Annotated in this window: 17 protein-coding genes; 4 read left to right on the forward strand and 13 right to left on the reverse strand. The window is 34.4% G+C overall.

What is annotated here, in order from left to right:
• The first annotated feature begins 84 nt into the window (after positions 1 to 84).
• Both CBF37_RS09970 and CBF37_RS09975 read left to right on the forward strand, forming a co-directional pair.
• Positions 85 to 1575, forward strand: coding sequence for a sucrose-6-phosphate hydrolase (locus CBF37_RS09970; RefSeq protein ID WP_125984610.1), 1491 nt, complete (start codon positions 85 to 87; stop codon positions 1573 to 1575).
• An 11-nt stretch (positions 1576 to 1586) separates the two neighbouring features.
• Positions 1587 to 2570: a LacI family DNA-binding transcriptional regulator gene (locus CBF37_RS09975; RefSeq protein WP_125984611.1), complete on the forward strand. Its 984-nt coding sequence runs from the start codon at positions 1587 to 1589 to the stop codon at positions 2568 to 2570.
• Positions 2571 to 2600: 30 nt separating this feature from the next.
• Here the strand turns inward: CBF37_RS09975 and CBF37_RS09980 are convergent, their stop codons facing one another.
• The 13 genes from CBF37_RS09980 to lpdA form a co-directional block, all read right to left on the reverse strand.
• Positions 2601 to 3551: an RluA family pseudouridine synthase gene (locus CBF37_RS09980; protein ID WP_125984612.1), complete on the reverse strand. Its 951-nt coding sequence runs from the start codon at positions 3549 to 3551 to the stop codon at positions 2601 to 2603.
• 121 nt (positions 3552 to 3672) lie between these two features.
• On the reverse strand, positions 3673 to 4356 hold the full coding sequence (locus CBF37_RS09985) for a metal-dependent hydrolase (RefSeq protein WP_125984613.1): 684 nt from the start codon (positions 4354 to 4356) through the stop codon (positions 3673 to 3675).
• Between the two features lie 84 nt (positions 4357 to 4440).
• Positions 4441 to 6015, reverse strand: coding sequence for a hypothetical protein (locus tag CBF37_RS09990; protein ID WP_125984614.1), 1575 nt, complete (start codon positions 6013 to 6015; stop codon positions 4441 to 4443).
• A gap of 1 nt (position 6016) precedes the next feature.
• Positions 6017 to 6781 carry an ABC transporter ATP-binding protein gene (locus CBF37_RS09995; protein ID WP_125984615.1) on the reverse strand — a complete coding sequence of 255 codons (765 nt, stop codon included), beginning with the start codon at positions 6779 to 6781 and terminating at the stop codon, positions 6017 to 6019.
• A gap of 103 nt (positions 6782 to 6884) precedes the next feature.
• A complete protein-coding gene (gene truA, locus CBF37_RS10000) occupies positions 6885 to 7622 on the reverse strand; it encodes a tRNA pseudouridine(38-40) synthase TruA (protein WP_125984616.1) in 738 nt (245 codons plus the stop codon).
• Positions 7623 to 8067: 445 nt separating this feature from the next.
• Positions 8068 to 8370: a hypothetical protein gene (locus tag CBF37_RS10005; RefSeq protein ID WP_125984617.1), complete on the reverse strand. Its 303-nt coding sequence runs from the start codon at positions 8368 to 8370 to the stop codon at positions 8068 to 8070.
• Between the two features lie 23 nt (positions 8371 to 8393).
• Positions 8394 to 9455 (reverse strand): butyrate kinase, encoded by a 1062-nt coding sequence (gene buk, locus CBF37_RS10010; RefSeq protein ID WP_125984618.1) that lies wholly within the window; start codon positions 9453 to 9455, stop codon positions 8394 to 8396.
• Between the two features lie 12 nt (positions 9456 to 9467).
• Positions 9468 to 10376, reverse strand: a complete 909-nt coding sequence (locus tag CBF37_RS10015) for a phosphate acyltransferase (RefSeq protein ID WP_125984619.1) — start codon at positions 10374 to 10376, stop codon at positions 9468 to 9470.
• Positions 10377 to 10394: 18 nt separating this feature from the next.
• Positions 10395 to 11972: a 2-oxo acid dehydrogenase subunit E2 gene (locus CBF37_RS10020; protein ID WP_125984620.1), complete on the reverse strand. Its 1578-nt coding sequence runs from the start codon at positions 11970 to 11972 to the stop codon at positions 10395 to 10397.
• Between the two features lie 13 nt (positions 11973 to 11985).
• On the reverse strand, positions 11986 to 12966 hold the full coding sequence (locus CBF37_RS10025; protein WP_125984621.1) for an alpha-ketoacid dehydrogenase subunit beta: 981 nt from the start codon (positions 12964 to 12966) through the stop codon (positions 11986 to 11988).
• Position 12967: 1 nt separating this feature from the next.
• On the reverse strand, positions 12968 to 14071 hold the full coding sequence (pdhA, locus tag CBF37_RS10030; RefSeq protein WP_125984622.1) for a pyruvate dehydrogenase (acetyl-transferring) E1 component subunit alpha: 1104 nt from the start codon (positions 14069 to 14071) through the stop codon (positions 12968 to 12970).
• A gap of 17 nt (positions 14072 to 14088) precedes the next feature.
• The gene (locus tag CBF37_RS10035; RefSeq protein WP_125984623.1) at positions 14089 to 15132 is read right to left on the reverse strand and encodes a PTS sugar transporter subunit IIC; all 1044 of its coding nucleotides are present in this window, start codon (positions 15130 to 15132) and stop codon (positions 14089 to 14091) included.
• A 26-nt stretch (positions 15133 to 15158) separates the two neighbouring features.
• Entirely contained in the window at positions 15159 to 16565 is a 1407-nt protein-coding gene (lpdA, locus tag CBF37_RS10040; protein ID WP_125984624.1) for a dihydrolipoyl dehydrogenase, read from the reverse strand.
• A 193-nt stretch (positions 16566 to 16758) separates the two neighbouring features.
• On the opposite strand from lpdA, the gene CBF37_RS10045 reads away from it, so the two are divergent.
• Together CBF37_RS10045 and CBF37_RS10050 are read left to right on the forward strand one after the other, a co-directional pair.
• On the forward strand, positions 16759 to 17661 hold the full coding sequence (locus tag CBF37_RS10045) for a LysR family transcriptional regulator (protein WP_125984625.1): 903 nt from the start codon (positions 16759 to 16761) through the stop codon (positions 17659 to 17661).
• Positions 17662 to 17756: 95 nt separating this feature from the next.
• Positions 17757 to 18755: a D-2-hydroxyacid dehydrogenase gene (locus CBF37_RS10050; RefSeq protein ID WP_240626703.1), complete on the forward strand. Its 999-nt coding sequence runs from the start codon at positions 17757 to 17759 to the stop codon at positions 18753 to 18755.
• Positions 18756 to 18964 lie beyond the last annotated feature (209 nt).

An 18964-nucleotide genomic window follows, 5' to 3' on the forward strand; every position in this document is an offset into this window, starting at 1 on the left:
TTTTTTCTGATTGTTATACGTTTGACATAAAAATAGTTAAGCGCTATTATTAAAACAAATACTTCATGAAAAGAGGAAATACTGATGAGACTTGTTACGCATTGGACAACCGACTTACGCTATAAAAAATACGACGAATGGTCTAAGGATTACTATTATTTTTTAAAACAATCTGTTTCAAATTCAGAATGGCGTTTGTCCTACCACATTCAGCCATTGACTGGTCTATTGAATGATCCCAACGGATTCTCTTTCTTTAATAATCGTTGGCATTTATTTTATCAAAGCTATCCTTATGGACCTGTTCACGGAATTAAATCATGGCACCATTTAACTTCGACTGACTTAGTTCATTGGATTGATGAAAACGAGCACTTGCTTCCTGATTCAAATTATGACAGTCACGGTGTTTATTCAGGTTCTGCCATTCTCGTCGATCAAAATTTATTTATAGCCTATACTGGTAATGTGAGAAATAAAGAGTGGGAACGAGAATCGTATCAGCTGGGCGCACTAATGAATAATGACGGCCAAATTACTAAGATTAGACAGCCGCTTATTACTGAAGCCCCAAACGGTTATACTTCCGAGTTTAGAGACCCTCAACTGATACAGTGCAAAGACGCTTATTATATTGTCATTGGTGCACAAAATAATCAATTACAAGGTAAAGTCTTAACATATAAAAGCACTGACTTGAAAAATTGGGAATGCTTAGGAGAATTAATATTTAGTGATCTTCCTTTAGGTTTCATGATTGAATGCCCAAACCTCGTTTTTATTGATGAGAAACCAGTTCTGCTATTTTGTCCTCAAGGATTGGACAGAAATATATGCTCTTACGATAATATTTATCCAAACTCTTACGTCCTAGCTGAAGACTTTGATATTAGGAAAAATAAGCTTATCAATGTGTCTGCTCCTGTTAACTTAGATGAAGGTTTTGACGTTTATGCGACACAAGCGTTTAATGCCCCCGACGGTCGCGTACTATCGATTGGCTGGTTTGGTCTGCCAGAAATAACATATCCCACTGATAAATTTGGATGGGCACATTGCCTGACAATTGTTAAAGAATTAATAATTGAAGATGATAAATTAATTCAAAGACCTGTTGCTGAAATGAAAGAATTACGAGAAACTTGTCATCCCTCATCTGGAGAATTAGATTCTTCGGCAACTAAACTATATCAAGTTGATAAAAATTGCTATGAACTAGAATTAAATTTTGAAGAAGGTGCAATAGGAACTCTTTCTTTATTTGCTAATGAGAACCTTTCAAAAAAAATCGATATCGCCTTTGATACAAAAAATGGTAAAATGACAGTAAATCGAAAACTTGCCGGCGAAAGTTTTGCAACTGAATATGGAACTGAAAGAATGGTTACCATTGATAAAGGACAGCTGTCCCTTCAAATATTCGTTGATGAATCAACTGTTGAAGTATTTATCAATCACGGTAAGAAGGTAGTCTCTTCTCGTGTTTTTCCAGGATCAAATCAGACAAATATCTTTTTACAAGGAAATCAAAAGCAATTCACCGGAAAATTATGGAAGCTAAATTCAATAGAATAGGAATAATACAAATGGCAATAAAATTAACAGACGTAGCAAAAAAAGCAGGTGTATCACCCACAACTGTCTCTCGTGTCATCAATAACTACGGATCACTTAGTCAAAAAACAATCGAAAAAGTTCATCAAGCAATGGAAGAACTGAATTATCAGCCCAATTCTCTGGCGCGCTCACTACAAGGTAAAAAGTCGCAACTTATTGGTTTAATTTTTCCAACAGTGGCTAATCCTTTTTTTGGTGAATTAGTCGAAAAAATTGAAGCCCAACTATTTGAACGCGGTTATAAATCTATCTTATGCGACAGTGCAAACAATATCGAAAAAGAACGAAATTATATTAATATGCTAGTTGCTAATCAAGTGGATGGCATCATCGCGGGTGCCCATAACTTAGGCATTGAAGAATATGAAAATATGTCTTTACCTATCGTTTCCTTTGACCGTTTTTTAGCGAAGAAGATTCCTATTATCGGAAGCGATAATTTTCAAGGCGGATACTTAGCAACTGAAAACTTATACTTGCGGGGTTCTCAAAAATTAGCTATATTTACAGGATCACATGATTCAAACTCTCCCACTAACGACCGGTTGAACGGATACTTGTCGTTTTTGAAAGAACATAATCTGAAAGCAAATATATTTCACTTGCAGTCAATGGCTCAATCAACTGCTTTAAAAAATTTAGAGATCAAACGGATTTTGGAAAACTACACGTTTGACGGTGTTTTTTGTACAGATGATTTAACAGCTATTCTTGTCTTTAATCTTTGTCAAGAGTTAAATATTTCTGTTCCTAATGACCTTCGAATTATAGGATATGACGGAACTAAATTTATTCAAAATTATTTTCCGCAATTAACTACAATGGCTCAACCCATGACGGACTTTTCAAATTTAATTGTAGACATCTTACTACAGCGAATTGATTCGCCAAATAGATTACTTGAACAAAATTACGTTTTACCAGTCAAACTAGTTCAAGGTAAGACAACATAAAAAAGCTATCGAAAATATCGATAGCTTTTTTTATTTAGACATTTTTAAAAAAGATTTTGGTACTTTTGATCGAAATATCATTTGTTTTTTGGATATAGGATGCGTAAAGCTGATAGTAGTCGCATGAAGACCTAAGCGTTTTATCGGATTACTTGATGCTCCATATTTTTTATCTCCAGCTATTGGATGACCGATGTCTTCCATATGTACCCTTATCTGATTTTTTCGACCTGTTTCAAGGTTAACCTCTAACAAACTATATGAATCATTCGATCTTATCTTTTTATAATGAGTGACTGCAAATTTTGCTTCAGGTCGTTCTGGACCCGAATGTACCTTAAACGTCTTACTCTCAGTCAACCATGACTTTATTGTCCCTTTTTCTTTTTTTACATCCCCTTCAACTAATGCTGTATACATTCGTTCCATTACAGCATCTTTCCAGTTATCTTGAAGCAACCTCTTAACTTTTTCACTTTTAGCAAATAACATGACACCTGATGTATCACGATCCAGTCGATGAACAATAAATACTCGATTATTTGAATTATCCTGTTTAACGTACTGATTCAACTGCCAAATTGCCGTAGGTTCAAACCCGTCATTAGTTGCAACAGATAAAATACCCGCATCTTTTTCAATAACTATCAAATCATTGTCTTCATATAAAATATGAAGACCGCTTAAAGAGTGCTCTTTCATCGCATTATGATTTGTTTGAACAGAAACCACTTGACCTTCTTCCAATGGAAAATTATGCTTAGTCGTTGATTTACCGTTAACTGTTACTTGACCACGTGTCAAAATAGATTTTATAGAATTTCGACTGTGTCCCTTTAAGTTGGTTCTTAAAAAATCTAGTAATTCACCAGACTCGGTCACATGAAATTCGATTGGTCGAAATTTATTATTAGTTTCATTCGTTCGTGGGTATTTTTCAAATCCTTTTTTTTTCTTCTGTGAATACACTTTTTTTTTCATTACTTTCTCCTCTTAGCAGTTAATGCGTGTTATCCCTATAATTACGTCGTCCTTTACTTTACCACAAATAACAAAAAAACCATAAGAAAACTCGTGTCCTCAAACACGAGATTTTTATTAATTAATAATTAATTGATTCTCCTACTGCTAATGCTTGACCAATCCCTACGGGCAAAAGTCTGACAAACTCTTCAGGATCTTGTTTAATTACAGGAAACGTATTGTAATGAATTGGTACAACTGTCGATGCGCTGACTGCTGTACTAGCTTTTACAGCGTCAACAGGTCCCATTGTAAAATTATCACCAATTGGTAAAAATGCTAAATCTATATCAAAATCTTCACGAAGTAAAGTTAAATCACTAAAATATGCTGTGTCACCCGCATGATAGATTACTTTACCATCTATCTCAAGGATAAATCCGGCCGGGTCTCCCATATAGACCATTGTATCTCCTGATTCATAGCCAGAACTATGCTGAGCAAACACCATTTTAACTCGTCCAAAAGGAAAATCATAACTGCCGCCGATATTCAATGAATGTATCTTTTTAACCCCGAACTTATTCACAAAATGATTAATCTCCGGTATTGCGATTACTGTCGCTTGATTATTATTTGCTAATTGAACAGTATCACCCAAATGATCACCATGACCATGTGTGACCAAAATATAATCTACTTTTACATCATCAACCGTTAGATCACTCAAAGGGTTTCCTGTAATAAACGGATCAATTAGCAAACGGTGATGATTATCCGTCTCAATAGCTACAGCAGAATGTCCATGATATGTTATTTTCATAAAAAGACCTCCATTAATGATAATATATTTTCATTAAGTGTAACGTAATTTGAAGTAACATTCAAAACAAAGAGACTTCATTGTTTAATTCATTTTGCTCCAATATTTTTGTGAATAATATACCTGACTGGTGATAGCTGCAAGAAGGATACAACCAAAAATAAATAGCTGCATCACTATACTTGGATAGACAGTTATTAAGAAAAATGAAATGCCAATCAGTAAACCACCACCTAAAAAACCAACTAGTTGAATAAGCATCATTCCTATTGTACCCGAACCTCTTGAAAAAAGTTGTGTAATTTCGGTCCAATGACTATTAAACATTCGATAGTCTCGCCAAAAATAATACTGACCAAATATATGGCTTCCGAGTATTCCCCCAAATAATACGGCAAGTGAAAACTGCCAGGTTAAGTGCATTATTACTGCAGCTATGCCCGTAATAATGACGATAAGAACCACTTGCAAGAGTAAACTGAATGTATATTTATTAATAAGATAATATTTCTTTGATAGTGGGGTCGCTTGAATATATTCATAGTTTTCTTTATCCAATGATATGAGGAGAGCAACGAGTGACATTGGATTTGTAATCAGATAACTAAAAACAAGACCGGCCAAAAAGAAAATAACTGTATACTTTGATGATATAGCTGACATATTCAACGAACCGTTTATCCCCATAGCAATCAAAAATATAATCGGAAATAATAGAGAACTTGAAAATACTTGTAGTAATAAATTAGGATTTTTAATCAACTGAAAATTATACGAAAATAAAAGTGTGGATAGTTTTTGATTTGTTTTAACCTTGCGTTTAATAGTCTCCTCAGTTGAGGACATATCAATTAATTGGTCATAGAATTTCGGTAAAACTCCTTTTTTAATAACAACATAAAGCAGTACCAAACAAGCAACTATACCTAAAATAGATACCAAACTGTCTGTACTGTAAAAATTGGCTAATACGTTGTGCCATGGAATAAAAAACACAATAACCTTCTTATCAATTTGATTCGGGCTATCTGATACACTCAGAGTCATAAAACTGATAGCTACCGCGATCATTGTAATAAATAGTAGTCCTGTAGTAACTAGTTTCTTATGCTTTTTATATATAGGTGTTTTGGCTAGACCAAAGACAACTATGCTTGAAACAGCAAACAATAAAATTACATAAACAATAAATGAAATAATTGCTAAGAAAATTGCTAATACTGGATTTAAGCTGGTTTTAATCGAGGTCACTAAAAATAAAACTAAGATTGGCAAAATAAACGGTACAACAGTGAGGCTAATAACAATAATTTTGGCAAGAAATATCGATTCTTGTTTAAATGGTAAGGGTAAATAGGCAGATAAATCTTTACTCTCAAAAAAAACATTTAAAATAGTCGTTATCGCTTGAGAAAAACCCAATATTGTAAATAACATCATATAGTAAGTAAATAAACCTGGAAGCTTTGTAAAATCTGCAAATATCATCATCAACCCATACAACACAATGAAAATCAAGCCTGACACGATGTACTGTGATAAAATCGATCGTATCATAGCTGCACCGGTTTTCCCTTTTCTTCGAGCCTTTTCCGTCACTTGCGGATTCACAAATAATAAATTAGTTTTTACCAACGATTTTAATTGACGATTCAACATACTAATCAACCTCCTTAGAGATTGACTCCGGCTCCGCTTCATTCATACTTTGGCGTCCAGTAATTGATAAATAGATAGTTTCCAGTGACTGATTTGGCTGTGTTGCTAGTAAGTCTGCCATTGTTCCTGTATACATCAGCTCACCTTGCTTTAAGATTGCCAAACGATCACACAATTGTTGCGCACTATCCAAAACATGGGTGGAAAAAAGAACAACATTCCCCTTTTCAGCATGGTGTTTCATCATTTCTTTTAAATCAAATGCTGCTTGAGGATCTAGACCTTGTAGCGGCTCATCCAATATCCAAATATCAGGTTCAGAAAGCAAGGCACCGATAATCATCGTTTTTTGACGCATCCCATGTGAAAAACTCGCAATTGTTTCAGTCTGATGGCTTGTCATTGAAAATTTATTGATTAATTCATCTAGCCGCTGTGAAAAATCATCTTCAGGAACGTTATACGCCGCTGCCATTAATGACCAATATTCATATGCTGTCAATTGTAAAAATAAGTCTGGCGAATCTGGAACATAACCGATACGCTTCTTTAACTCTTGCCGATGTGTGTCTAAAGACAAATTCTCAATCATTACACTTCCTGAAGTAGGGTTCAAAATACTAACTAATATTTTAATAAGTGTTGATTTCCCAGCTCCATTGTGCCCTAGCAAACCAAATATTTCACCTGATTGAATCGTTAAGTTTAAATGATCCAGCGCAACCTTCCTATCAAAAACCTTTCTAAGCTCTTTTATTTCAATCATTACTTTCTCTCCCTTTTTTTTAAAAAATGCATTTTATTTATTATATCGTATTTATTAATCACCAAAAATATAGAACATTTTTCTTTCTAGACGCAGCATCTGATTAATAATAAACTTCATCTAAAAATAAACCGTGAGAAGAAACTGTTTCACCAGCTGATTGCCGAACTTTATCGCTTAATACTTCATCAATTACTGTCAAAGGTAATTCACCAGTACCGATAGCAAGAAGTGTTCCCATCATAATGCGAACCATTTTATATAAAAAGCCGTCACCGACAAACTTAAAACGGATTAGGTCTCCGTCGCGTTCAATCGTGATATCTTTAATCGTTCTCACGGTAGATTTTTTAGATTTTCTAAGAGCTGAAAATCCTTGAAAATCATGTGTCCCGATTAATTTTTCACAAGCTGCTGACATCTTTTCTATATCTAACGGCTTCTCCTCTTGAAAGCTGTAAAATCGTTGAAAAGCTGAAGGTATTTCACTGTTCCAAACATAATAACTGTACTGTTTCCCGGTACAGTTGAAACGTGCATGAAACCGCTCAGTGACATCTTCAACTTGCTTAATCACAATATCTTGTGGTAAATAACGATTCATAAAATTAAGTATCTTTGCAGATGACAGTAAAGATTGCGTTTTAAAATTAGCGACTTGTCCGCGAGCGTGCGTACCAGCATCAGTTCTTCCGGAACCTGTGATTTCTATGGTTTCGCCGGTCATTTGATGCAGCACACTTTCTATTTTCCCTTGGATTGTTTTATCTGAATCTTTAAGACGCTGCCACCCTAAGTAGCGCTTACCGTCATATTCGATTGTTAGTTTTATATTTCTCATATTTTCTCCTACTTTCAATAACTTCTATTACTTACTCTTTTTCAATTACTATCATAATACCAAATTAAATCAAATTTGATACGTTACAATAAATTAAATAATATTTTGAAGAAAATTTATTACTAAATACTATTAAAAATGAACAATCTATAAAAATTTTGGTAATACTTAATAGAAAAATTTAAAAATATAGATACAAATTAATAGGTCATCAATATGTTAGCTATTATTATGACACCAACTGTAAAATTAGGTTAGATAACTAAAAAATCATTTGTGTTACACTTAAATCATAATAATGTTTTTGATCTTTTGAGACAAAGATATTAAATTGAGCTTAATTTGATAAATAAAATGACAAAAAAGGAGCGAAAGAATTCGCTCCTTAACTAAAAATAATAATAACTATAATTTATTAATCTTTCGTTCTTGTAAACCAGATATTTTAAATATAAACGATGACTTCTTTATTACTTTTATCTAATATTGTTAGACTTTTATTTGTTTGATCAAATGTCATATTATTACCCGTAGCGTAATACAAATCAAACAAACCTCTTTGTTTATAGTCAACAATACCTGCATCAGACCATAACATACTTAGCGATAAACCACTGTAATCACTTAAAAAAGAAATAGGGACGGTAGTTTCAATATTATTTTCTAAAATAACCACTTTAAGCTCTACTTGAGAAAAATGTCCATACTGACTAACGACACAATCATTGAATTCAAGAATATCTTGCACCTTTAAAAAACCTCATTCCTTGATTACCTAAATTCTTTTGCTACTTCATCACCTGATAACACTCTTAATGCACCATTTCTGAGCGCTTCCATTTCAAATTCACCTGGTATACTTGAAACAGGTGCAATAAAATTAACACGCTCGTCAATCCAATTAATAAGTCTCTCTGAGTAAGCAAGACCTCCAGTAATAACTATTTGATCAACTTCACCCTTTAATACAGTAGCTAATTCACCAATTCCTTTTGCAACTTGATACGCCATTGCTTCAAAGATTAGTCGAGCTTCATCATCACCTTTAAGAATTCGTTCTTCTACTTCAATTCCACTATTTGTACCTAGATAAGAAATCATTCCACCTTCTTTTCTTGTCCAGGCAATTATTTCTTCCTGTGTCATCTTATAACAAAAAGGTATAAATTCTTTTAAACTCAAGCTTCCTGTCCGTTCAACCGAAAAAGGTCCTTCGTCATCAAGTGAATAATCAATCATTTGTCCCTTGTGATGTGCACTAATAGTAGAGCCACTACCCAAATGTGCAACAATTAAATTGGTTTCGCTGTATGGTTTACCAATATTCTCTGCAGTTTTTAATGCGATAGCTCTCATATTTAATGCATGTCCAATACTAATTCGTTTGACACCTTTTAAACCAGATATCCGTGCTAATTCATGATACTGATCGACTGTTATTGGATCATAAATCATCGCAAGACAATTTTTTTTACTTTGCTCTTTAAAACCATTAGCTAACAGCGCACCTAAATTAGACGCATGATGAACTTTTGTCTTGTTGACTAACCAATCAATCATATCGTCATTAACTAGATAAGCTCCAGCATCTACAGGTGGAAGAGAACCACCACGACCAACGGCTGCATCTAATTGTGTTAAATCAATACCCTCTTCTTCTAAAAAAAACTTAATTAATTCCAACCGGTAATCATATTGATCAGCAATTGTCTTAAATTTCGATAATTCGCTTGTTTCGTGGAATACATTTTTATTTAATATTTCCTGTTTATCTTCATAGTATGCCACTTTTGTTGAAGTAGAACCTGGGTTAATAACTAATACTTTTTTCAAAGAATTTCCTCCTTACATAGCACAAGCAATCATTAATGAATTAATCTTTTCTTCCGTGGTAGATCCTCTAGAAGTAATAATGATTGGTACCTGCGCACCTAAAACAAGTCCGGCCATCTTTCCTTGTCCAAAAGTAACCATACTTTTACCCAAAAGGTTACCCGACACAATATCGGGGACCAATAATACATCTGCTTTGCCAGCAACTGAACTATTATAATTTTTTGCCACAGCAATTTCTTGACTTAAAGATAAATCTAATGAAATTGGACCTTCTACAGTAACTTCGTCACTATTAATCTTAGAAAAATAGTCTTTTAACTCAGCTGCATCAATTGAAGCTTGCAGCTTTGGATTTACCGTTTCGCTTGCATCTAAAATAGCCACATTTGTATGTGTATATCCTAATTTTTTAGTCAGAAGTAAAACATTCATTAAAATTTCTTTTTTAGTCTCTATGTCGGGAGTTAACAACATCCCTCCATCTGTTAAAAATAGCAGTTTATGATAATAAGGTATTTCATTGATTGCTACATGTGACAGAACATTGGCTTCACGAATTCCTGTTTCCTTATTAACTACAGCCTTTAATAGATCTCTTGTTTGAATATGTCCTTTCATCAAAATATCCCCTAGGCCATCTCTGATAACAGAAACTGCTTTTTCGGCTATTTTCGTATCACCTTTTATATCAATTATTTCTATTTGTTCAATTGAAGAAGATTCATTCATCTTCTTCAATTGACTGACAATCACTTCTTTTTCTCCAATAATTATAGGAATTATCGTCTTACTTTTATATAATGTCATAATGGCTGACAATGTGTGCTCATCCGTAGCATTAGCCACAACTACTCGTTTAGGATTATGTGTAGTACGCGACAATTGTTTTTTTAAACTATCAAATGATTCTATAACCATTAGCACACCTCCAAAAAATTAATTTTTAAGCAACATTAAATTAGGATCTGCTAGAGCAGACTTAAATGCTGCCAAAGCATTTTGGGCTTCCACCCCATCAACTAAGCGATGATCAAAAGCAAATGATAATCGCATAATAGATGCTATCTCCATTTCCCTCTTATCATTTACAATTACTTCATCTGCTATTCGTGAAATTCCCATAATCATCGATTCTGGATAATTTATAATTGGTGTAGACCACACTCCACCTGCTTCAGGCATACCACCAATATTAGTAATTGTTGCTGAAGATCCACTCATATCATCTTTTGTTAGTTTATTATCTAAAGCTTTTTTAGCAAGTTGTTCAATCTCTTCGGCAATTTCAAATACACTTTTTCGATCAGCATTTTTTATAACCGGAACAAATAGTCCATGATCAGTATTCGTAGCTATCCCAATATTAATGTTTCCACGATGAATAATTTCTGATTTTTCCATATTAACTGATGCATTTAACGATGGATATGCCTTTAGCATAGTAACCATAGCTTTTACGATATACGGTAAAAATGTTAAACGAACATTTTCATCTGCTGCAATCTCTTTATAAGTATTACGATGTGCCACCAATTTTTCAGTCCGCAACTTATCAAAAACAGTAACATGAGGAATTTCACTTCTACTCGTTACCATTGCTTTAGCAATCGCACGACGTGTTGGTGTCATTTTTTCAACCCAATCTCCTTGACTCTCTGTAACTGGAAGAGATGGTTTAGCTTCTTTCGCTATTGCTACTTGTGGCTTATCGTTAATTAATTTAGCCTCTGTTGCTTTGTTTGTCCCACTTAAGAAATGTTCCACATCAACTTTTAGAATTTTACCGTTTGGTCCTGTCGGTATAACTTCAGAAAGGTCAACTTGTTTTTGTCGTGCATAACGGCGAACAGAAGGTAGTGCACGAACACCAACAGAAGACTTACCGACTGCATGATTAGATTTAGATTCTTTTTTTTCTAATTGTGATACAGGAACTTCTTTAGTAGACTTGTTCTTGCTTGTTTCGATATCACTTGTGCGAATCGTAATAATTCCCTCATCCACTTTAGCTACCCCTTCTGGTACTAATATTTTAGTGACCACTCCAGAGACTGGAGACGGAATTTCCATTGATGATTTGTCATTTTGAATTTCAACTAATGCATCATCCGCCTTCACTGTATCCCCTTCTTTAACCAACCATTGAATGATTTCTGCCTCAACTAGTCCTTCACCCACATCTGGTAATTCAAAGATATAATCACCAGGTGTAGAGTCATTGATAGCTGAATCTTCTTGAGGTTCAGTCATTATTTTAGAAGGTTCCTCTTTTACATTTTCATTTGTTTCAATTTCAATAATTCCCTCATCTACTCTAGCAATTCCTTCTGGTACCAATATTTTAGAAACAATACCTGATACAGGTGAAGGAATTTCCATTGATGATTTATCGTTCTGAATCTCAACTAATGCATCATCTGCCTTCACTGTATCCCCTTCTTTAACTAACCACTGAATGATGTCCGCTTCTACTAATCCTTCACCGACATCTGGTAATTTAAAAATATATGCCATGGTGATCCTCCTTTTATTCTGCTAATGTTTTTCTAACTTGATCTTCAATAATTGATGCATTAGGTAACCAAATAGATTCCGCTTGTCCAAATGGGAAATGACTGTCTGGAGCTGCCACTCTTCCAATTGAAGCTTCTAAATCATACATTGCACCTTCAGCAATTTCAGCCATAATTTGATTGCCTATACCCGTTAAACGTTGTGCTTCTTGAACAACTACCACACGACCGGTCTTTTTAACTGAAGTTAAAATGGTATCAATATCAAATGGAGCTACTGTCCTAAGATCAATTAACTCTATCGAAATACCCTCTTTTTCTAATTTCTCTAACACCTTTTTAGACTCTTGAACCATAGCACCATAAGTTACAATCGTAATATCAGAACCTTCTTTAATCACATGTGCTTTATCTAATGGAATAACATATGATTCTTCAGGAACCTCTTCAGTAATTGACCGATATAATTTTAAATGCTCTAAAAAGTAAACAGGATCATTATTTCGAATAGAAGATACCAAAAGACCTTTCGCATCATAAGGACCACTTGGAATGACTACTCGTAAACCTGGTGATTGGGCAAATAATCCCTCTAAATTATCTGAGTGGAGCTCAGGCGTACCGACACCTCCACCAAAAGTAGATCGAACTGTCACAGGCACTCCTTCACGACCAGCCATACGATAGCGATGACGTGATAATTGACCTAATAATCCATCAATGGCTTCCATTGTAAATCCTGAAAATTGAATTTCAGGTACAGGTCGAAAACCACCAAGGGCCATTCCCATTGCCATTCCCATAATTCCAGATTCAGCCAAAGGTGTATCAAATACACGATCTTCGCCTAATTCATCACGCATTCCATCCGTCACTCGGAAAACGCCTCCATTAGTGCCGACATCTTCACCAAAAACTATAACCCTATCATCACGCTTCATTTCTTGTGTCAGTGCCTCATTAATAGCTTGAACCATATTCTTTTTAGCTACCATGTTAAATTTCCTCCTTTGCTTCATACATCTCTATTTCTTTTTGAATACGTGGCGTTGGTACTTCGTATACATTTTTCAGTAATTGCGATACCTTCATCTTAGGTTCTTGATCAGCTAAGTCCAAAGCCTCATTTACTTCTTTAGTTGTTGCTTCAACAACTTCTTGTTCTAGCTCATCATTCCAAAGACCTTTCTCACCTAAATACGTACGCATACGATTTAAAAAGTCTTTAGCAACCCACGCATCTACTTCTTCTTGTGAACGGTATCTCGTTGGATCATCCGATAATGTATGGGCACCAAAACGATAGGTTAATGTTTCAATAACAACAGGTCCGTGACCAGCCATCGTATACTCACGAGCTTTTTTTGTTGCTTCATATAAAGCTAGCGGATCCATTCCATCAACTTGTATACCAGGTATTCCAGCTGCTGCAGCTTTTTGTGCTAAAGTTTTAGCTTTACTTTGCATCTCACGAGGAACTGAAATACCATATTTATTATTTTGGATAATAAAAATAGTTTGAGAATTAAAAACACCAGCAAAATTAATACCTTCGTAAAAATCACCCTGTGACGACCCACCATCACCGATATAAGTAAAGGACACTTGGTTTTTCTCATCACGTCGATAAGCATAGCCTAGACCTGCAGCTTGAACAATTTGAGACCCAATAATTGTTTGAGCAGGTAAGCCATAAACATTTTCGGGAAAGATGTTAGCTGACATATGGCCACGATACCAAAGAATAGCATTTTTCATAGGCATTCCATGATATACTAATGGAATCAAATCACGATAAGTTGGTAAAACAAAATCATTATTTTTCATTGCAAATATTGTGGCTAATTGTGATGCTTCTTGGCCTTCAGACGGAGGTAAATTACCAATACGACCTTGTCTACCAGCGAGAATAAGTCGCTCATTAGTTGTTCTGCCCCATACTAAAGTTTTCATTAAATCTACTAGTTCTTTATCTGTTAATGAACTTTTCATGCCTTTATTTACAATTTTTCCATGTTCATCTAAAATTTGTATAAATGGAATAGCTTCTTCACTTTTTTTAACCATATCATCAAATAATTTAAACTCTTGTTTACTCATTCTGTTTCTTCCTCTCTTTAATTAAAATCTAATTTATAATCGTCTGAACTAGCGATACCTAATTTCTTATTAAATAAATAATTAAACACAAATCCTAAAATAACTGGCACAATTAAGAAAGCAAAAAACGTAATTATTATGTTACTAACTGTCCAACCATCTGCTTTTAATGCTAGCGCATTAATTGGTCCAATTAATCCACTAAAGCCAAATCCTGCACTAAATGGCGTGCCTTGTAAATCAAAAATTGCTGCAAGAGATCCTGTAATAGCAGCACTACAAATAACAGGTAACATTATTTTTGGTTTTTTAACGACGTTCGCCATCTGCATTTTGGGTGAACCAATAAAATGTGCTAATGACGTAGGAACAGCATTTGCTTTCCAACCCGCAATACAAAGACCAAAACCAGCTGCACAAATGCCTAAATTAGCAGCACCAGATGCGATACCACTTAATGAAATTGCTGTTGCAATTCCGACCGTAGCAATTGGTGAAACAATCATCATTGCAAACATTACGGCTATCGCAATTGTCATTGGTACTGGTTGTAAATCGGTTAGAGTAGCTATAAAAGTTCCTAACATCATTGTTAATTTTTTAATAAAAGGTAAGATTAAAAATCCTAATCCTCCGCCAACAACTGTAACAATTGTGGGAATCACTAATATAGTAAACGCTTTTAATTTTTCACCTAATAAAATAATCAATAAAGCTGCTATTGCTGCAGTAATACCTGTATTAATAACATCTCCAGATCCTTGAAAAATAAAGCCACCGTCTGGATTAACTCGCGCGACACCTGACCCAACCACACAAGCCATTCCAAGAGAACCAATTTGAATGGGAGTAAATTTAAAATTAATTGCGACAGCAACACCTACTACAATTGGCATCATAGTAGCAGCTATTCCTGTTGCGGTTAGAGAAAATGACCAGCCCAGTGCTTTAGAAAGTTCTCCTAATAATGCGCCTGGAATTAAAGAAACAACTACGCCTAGTGCGACACCATTTAAAATATTCATCGTAAATTCTTTTGGTGTGGTATTTTTAATTGACATAAGATTGATCTCCTATTATTAATTTTTTATATATGAATCGGTAATCCCAATCCAACTTCAGCAGCCTCCATAATAGTTTCACTAATAGTTGGATGTGGATGAACTGTTAAAGATAAGTCTTCAATGGTTGCGTTTGTTTCAATAGCTAAAGTAATTTCCGTAATCAAATCACTTGCATTAACACCGGCAATTTGACCACCTAATATTTCACCAGTATTTTTATCACTGATAAGTAATACCAAACCTTCTGCTTTCCCCATAGAAAGAGCACGCCCATTTCCTTGAAACGGAAATTCTGACACTTGTACATCATATCCACGTGCAGCAGCATCAGCTTTAGTTAATCCTGTCGATGCGAGTTCTGGATTAGTAAAACAAACAGCAGGCATTGCCTTATAATCCACTGCCACTTCTTTACCACTAATAACTTCAGCAGCAACTTTTCCCTCATAACTTGCTTTATGTGCTAAAGCAAGCCCTTGGGTAATGTCACCTATTGCATAGACATGGTCTAATGTTGTCTGACATTGATCGTTTACTTTAATTAGTCCACGTTCATCCATTTCGATGCCTACTCTTTCCAAACCAAGCTCACTTGTATTCGGTTTACGACCTACAGAAACCAATACATAGTCACTGATTATTTCTTTGTCCTCACCATCAACTGTATATGTTATAGACACATTCTCATCTGTTGTAACAGCTTGCTTAGCAAGCGCATTTGTCTCAATAGAAACATTCATATTCTCAAAAGATTTCTCCACAAAGGATACTAATTTTTTATCGAAGTTACCTAAAATAGAAGTTTGTCCTTCCAGAATTGTTACTTTTGTACCTAGGTTAGCAAATACTCCAGCTAGTTCACTACCAATATACCCGCCACCTATTACCACTAATCTCTTTGGAATCTCCTTTAAACTCAATAAACCAGCTGAATCTAATACACGTTTTCCAAATTTAAAACCCGGAATCTCGATTGGTGTACTACCTGTCGCAATAATGACATTATCAAAGTGGTATGTGTCACCACCAAATTCGTGCATCACACGAATTCTATTTTCATCCATAAAATAGCCTGTTCCTTCTAAAACATCTACTTTATTCTTTTTAAGTAAAAATTTAACACCATCTGTCAATTTTTTTACAACTTTATTTTCTTTCCAATCCTGTACCTCGGAAAAATCTATACTCGCCTGTTTAGAAGAAATTCCTACAAACGGTGAATTTTTAACATCTTGATAATGATGGCTTGCCTCAATTAATGCTTTTGAAGGAATACAACCAACATTTAAGCACGTTCCTCCTATATTATCTTTTTCAATTAGGGATACTTTCTGTCCTAATTGAGCTGCTCTTATTGCTGCAACGTACCCCCCTGGTCCTGAACCAATTACTACTGTTTCTAAGTTTGACTCAAAATCACCTACAACCATTTTTACACGTCCTTTCTCTCACGCTTTATAAAGTGTCTTCTTTCAGTTATAATCAAATTATCAATTATTTCTTTTTTTATTTTAGAAAACGCTTTATTTTTTACCACAACTAAATTATAGATTTAAATTTCACATAATTGAAATTGATAAAATCTATAGTGTCATAAAAAAATCTAGAAACGGAGAATAATTAATGGAATTCAGACAGTTAAGATATTTTATAGAAATTATCAAAACTCAAAATTACTCGAATGCTGCAAAAAATCTTTTCGTAACTCAGCCAACACTTTCTTGGAACATGAATAAATTACAAGAAGAGTTGGGTGAAAAACTTATGTATCAAGTTGGTAACAAAGTGATGCCTACGACTGCTGGCTGTATTTTATATGACAAAGGAAAAAAGATTTTAGAAGATCTAGATACATTGACAGAAACGATTGAATCCGACCATATTTACAAAAAAAAAGAATTAACTATTGGATCTAATTCGGTCATCTCTCCTGTTTACATGCCGTTAATCCAACAATTTATGTCTGTTTACCCTAACTTCTCTATTACAATTGAAGAAGATGGGTCTGTAAAAACACAAAAAAAAGTTGCTCGCGGTGAATTGGAGATCGGGATTGTTTCCTTCCCAATAGTAGAAGAAAACCTTGATATTGAAAGAAACGCAGTACATACATTTAATTATGATGCCTATGTCTTAATGCGAGATGACCATCCCTTATCTAATAAAAAAGAATTAAGCATCAAAGAATTAAAAAAACAGACATTTGCATCAATGAGCAAAGATTATGTCCTATGGCACGTTTTAAAAAATAAAGCACGTGAATTTGGATTTAGACCTGACATTGACTTTATGAGCAATAGTCATAAATTGTTAGTAAACCATGTTATAAAAAATAACATAGTTGCACTTATTCCTGTTCAATTAAAAGAATTATATAAAGATAAGCCACTTGCTTGGGTACCACTAAGTGATAAAATAAAGCCTTTTGAAATTGTCTTTATTCACAAAAAAGGGAAGCCGCTCTCCCCAGAAGCTGCTCTTTGTTTAGAGTTTTTGACTAATCAAAAAATAACCGATAAATTATAAAATCTATAGGTCTATAGAAACAACCAATTAGTGAATTTATTCTCTACCTCTTATACTTAGCTTGTATTAGATAAAAATAAGAGGAGAGATAGAACATGGTAAAGATTTTAATGATGGGCGCTCGAGATGATGAAGCAACAGCAGCAAAAAATTGGGCAAATAAAAACAATGTTGACTTAACAACAACACCAGAAATACTTGACAATAGCACTTATCACTTACTTGAAGGATACGATGGATTGAGTTTACAACAAACTATGGGAATACCTGATGACATGTATACCCGGTTAAAAGAAGATGGTTTTACACAAATTGCTCAACGCTCTGCTGGTATCGACATGTATAATCTAGATGAAGCTAAAAAACAAGGAATTTCAATTACCAACGTCCCCGCTTATTCGCCAAATTCTGTATCTGAATTCGCAGTTGGTAGCGCTCTCAATTGTTTAAGACACACACAAGAAGTTCAAAACCGAGTTAAAGCCCACGACTTTACATGGGATGAAAAAATTATCTCAACAGAAGTACGTTCCTTAACAGTAGGTATTTTAGGTACAGGTCGAATTGGACAAATCACGGCTAAAATTTTCAAAGGATTTGGGGCTAATGTTATCGGCTATGATCTATATAAAAACCCTAATATTGAAGATATCCTGACTTATATTGATGATTTTGATAACTTCCTAGAACAATCTGACTTGATTGTCATTCACCTTCCTCTAACCAAAGAAAATCACCATTTATTTAATAAAGAGACATTTGCTAAGATGAAACCTGGCGCAATTTTAATTAATGTTGCTAGAGGTGCTATCGTTGATACGAAAAGTTTGATTGAAGCTCTAGATAGTCGTCAAATTTCTTGCTGTGCAATAGATACTTATGAAAATGAAATGCCCTATGTCACCAAAAATTGGGCAGATAAACCTTTAGAAGATCCACTATTAGAAGAGCTTATCAAGCGTGAAGACGTTCTTTATACGCCTCACATTGCTTTTTATACAAAAACTTCTGTGAAAAATTTGGTAGAAGGTGCCTTAAATAGTTGTTACTCCATATTAACGACAGGATCAGCGGATACCATCGTTAATCCATAATAAACTCTACTACAATTAGGAATTAAATTAAAAATTTATTTTTCAATAAAGTCAAAGAACCATCGCATCTCTTTAATAAAACGGAACTGACCCCAAAAGATGAGACAAATATAAAAACACCCCTGTTGAATTCATGTAAAATGAATTTAACGGAGGTGTGTTTTTTATGGTTAAAAGGATTGCTTATCCAGTAGAAGTAAAAGAAGAAG

The organism is Vagococcus vulneris (genome assembly GCF_003950515.1).
GTDB classification, from domain to species: Bacteria; Bacillota; Bacilli; order Lactobacillales; family Vagococcaceae; genus Vagococcus; species Vagococcus vulneris.

Excerpts from the sequence above, each read along its gene's own strand:
- CBF37_RS09970 (WP_125984610.1), top strand. The coding sequence starts at position 85 with ATGAGACTTGTTACGCATTGGACAACCGACTTACGCTATAAAAAATAC.
- CBF37_RS09975 (WP_125984611.1), top strand. The coding sequence starts at position 1,587 with ATGGCAATAAAATTAACAGACGTAGCAAAAAAAGCAGGTGTATCACCC.
- CBF37_RS09980 (WP_125984612.1), bottom strand. The coding sequence starts at position 3,551 with ATGAAAAAAAAAGTGTATTCACAGAAGAAAAAAAAAGGATTTGAAAAA.
- CBF37_RS09985 (WP_125984613.1), bottom strand. The coding sequence starts at position 4,356 with ATGAAAATAACATATCATGGACATTCTGCTGTAGCTATTGAGACGGAT.
- CBF37_RS09990 (WP_125984614.1), bottom strand. The coding sequence starts at position 6,015 with ATGTTGAATCGTCAATTAAAATCGTTGGTAAAAACTAATTTATTATTT.
- CBF37_RS09995 (WP_125984615.1), bottom strand. The coding sequence starts at position 6,781 with ATGATTGAAATAAAAGAGCTTAGAAAGGTTTTTGATAGGAAGGTTGCG.
- truA (WP_125984616.1), bottom strand. The coding sequence starts at position 7,622 with ATGAGAAATATAAAACTAACAATCGAATATGACGGTAAGCGCTACTTA.
- CBF37_RS10015 (WP_125984619.1), bottom strand. The coding sequence starts at position 10,376 with ATGGTTATAGAATCATTTGATAGTTTAAAAAAACAATTGTCGCGTACT.
- CBF37_RS10020 (WP_125984620.1), bottom strand. The coding sequence starts at position 11,972 with ATGGCATATATTTTTAAATTACCAGATGTCGGTGAAGGATTAGTAGAA.
- CBF37_RS10025 (WP_125984621.1), bottom strand. The coding sequence starts at position 12,966 with ATGGTAGCTAAAAAGAATATGGTTCAAGCTATTAATGAGGCACTGACA.
- pdhA (WP_125984622.1), bottom strand. The coding sequence starts at position 14,071 with ATGAGTAAACAAGAGTTTAAATTATTTGATGATATGGTTAAAAAAAGT.
- CBF37_RS10035 (WP_125984623.1), bottom strand. The coding sequence starts at position 15,132 with ATGTCAATTAAAAATACCACACCAAAAGAATTTACGATGAATATTTTA.
- lpdA (WP_125984624.1), bottom strand. The coding sequence starts at position 16,565 with ATGGTTGTAGGTGATTTTGAGTCAAACTTAGAAACAGTAGTAATTGGT.
- CBF37_RS10045 (WP_125984625.1), top strand. The coding sequence starts at position 16,759 with ATGGAATTCAGACAGTTAAGATATTTTATAGAAATTATCAAAACTCAA.
- CBF37_RS10050 (WP_240626703.1), top strand. The coding sequence starts at position 17,757 with ATGGTAAAGATTTTAATGATGGGCGCTCGAGATGATGAAGCAACAGCA.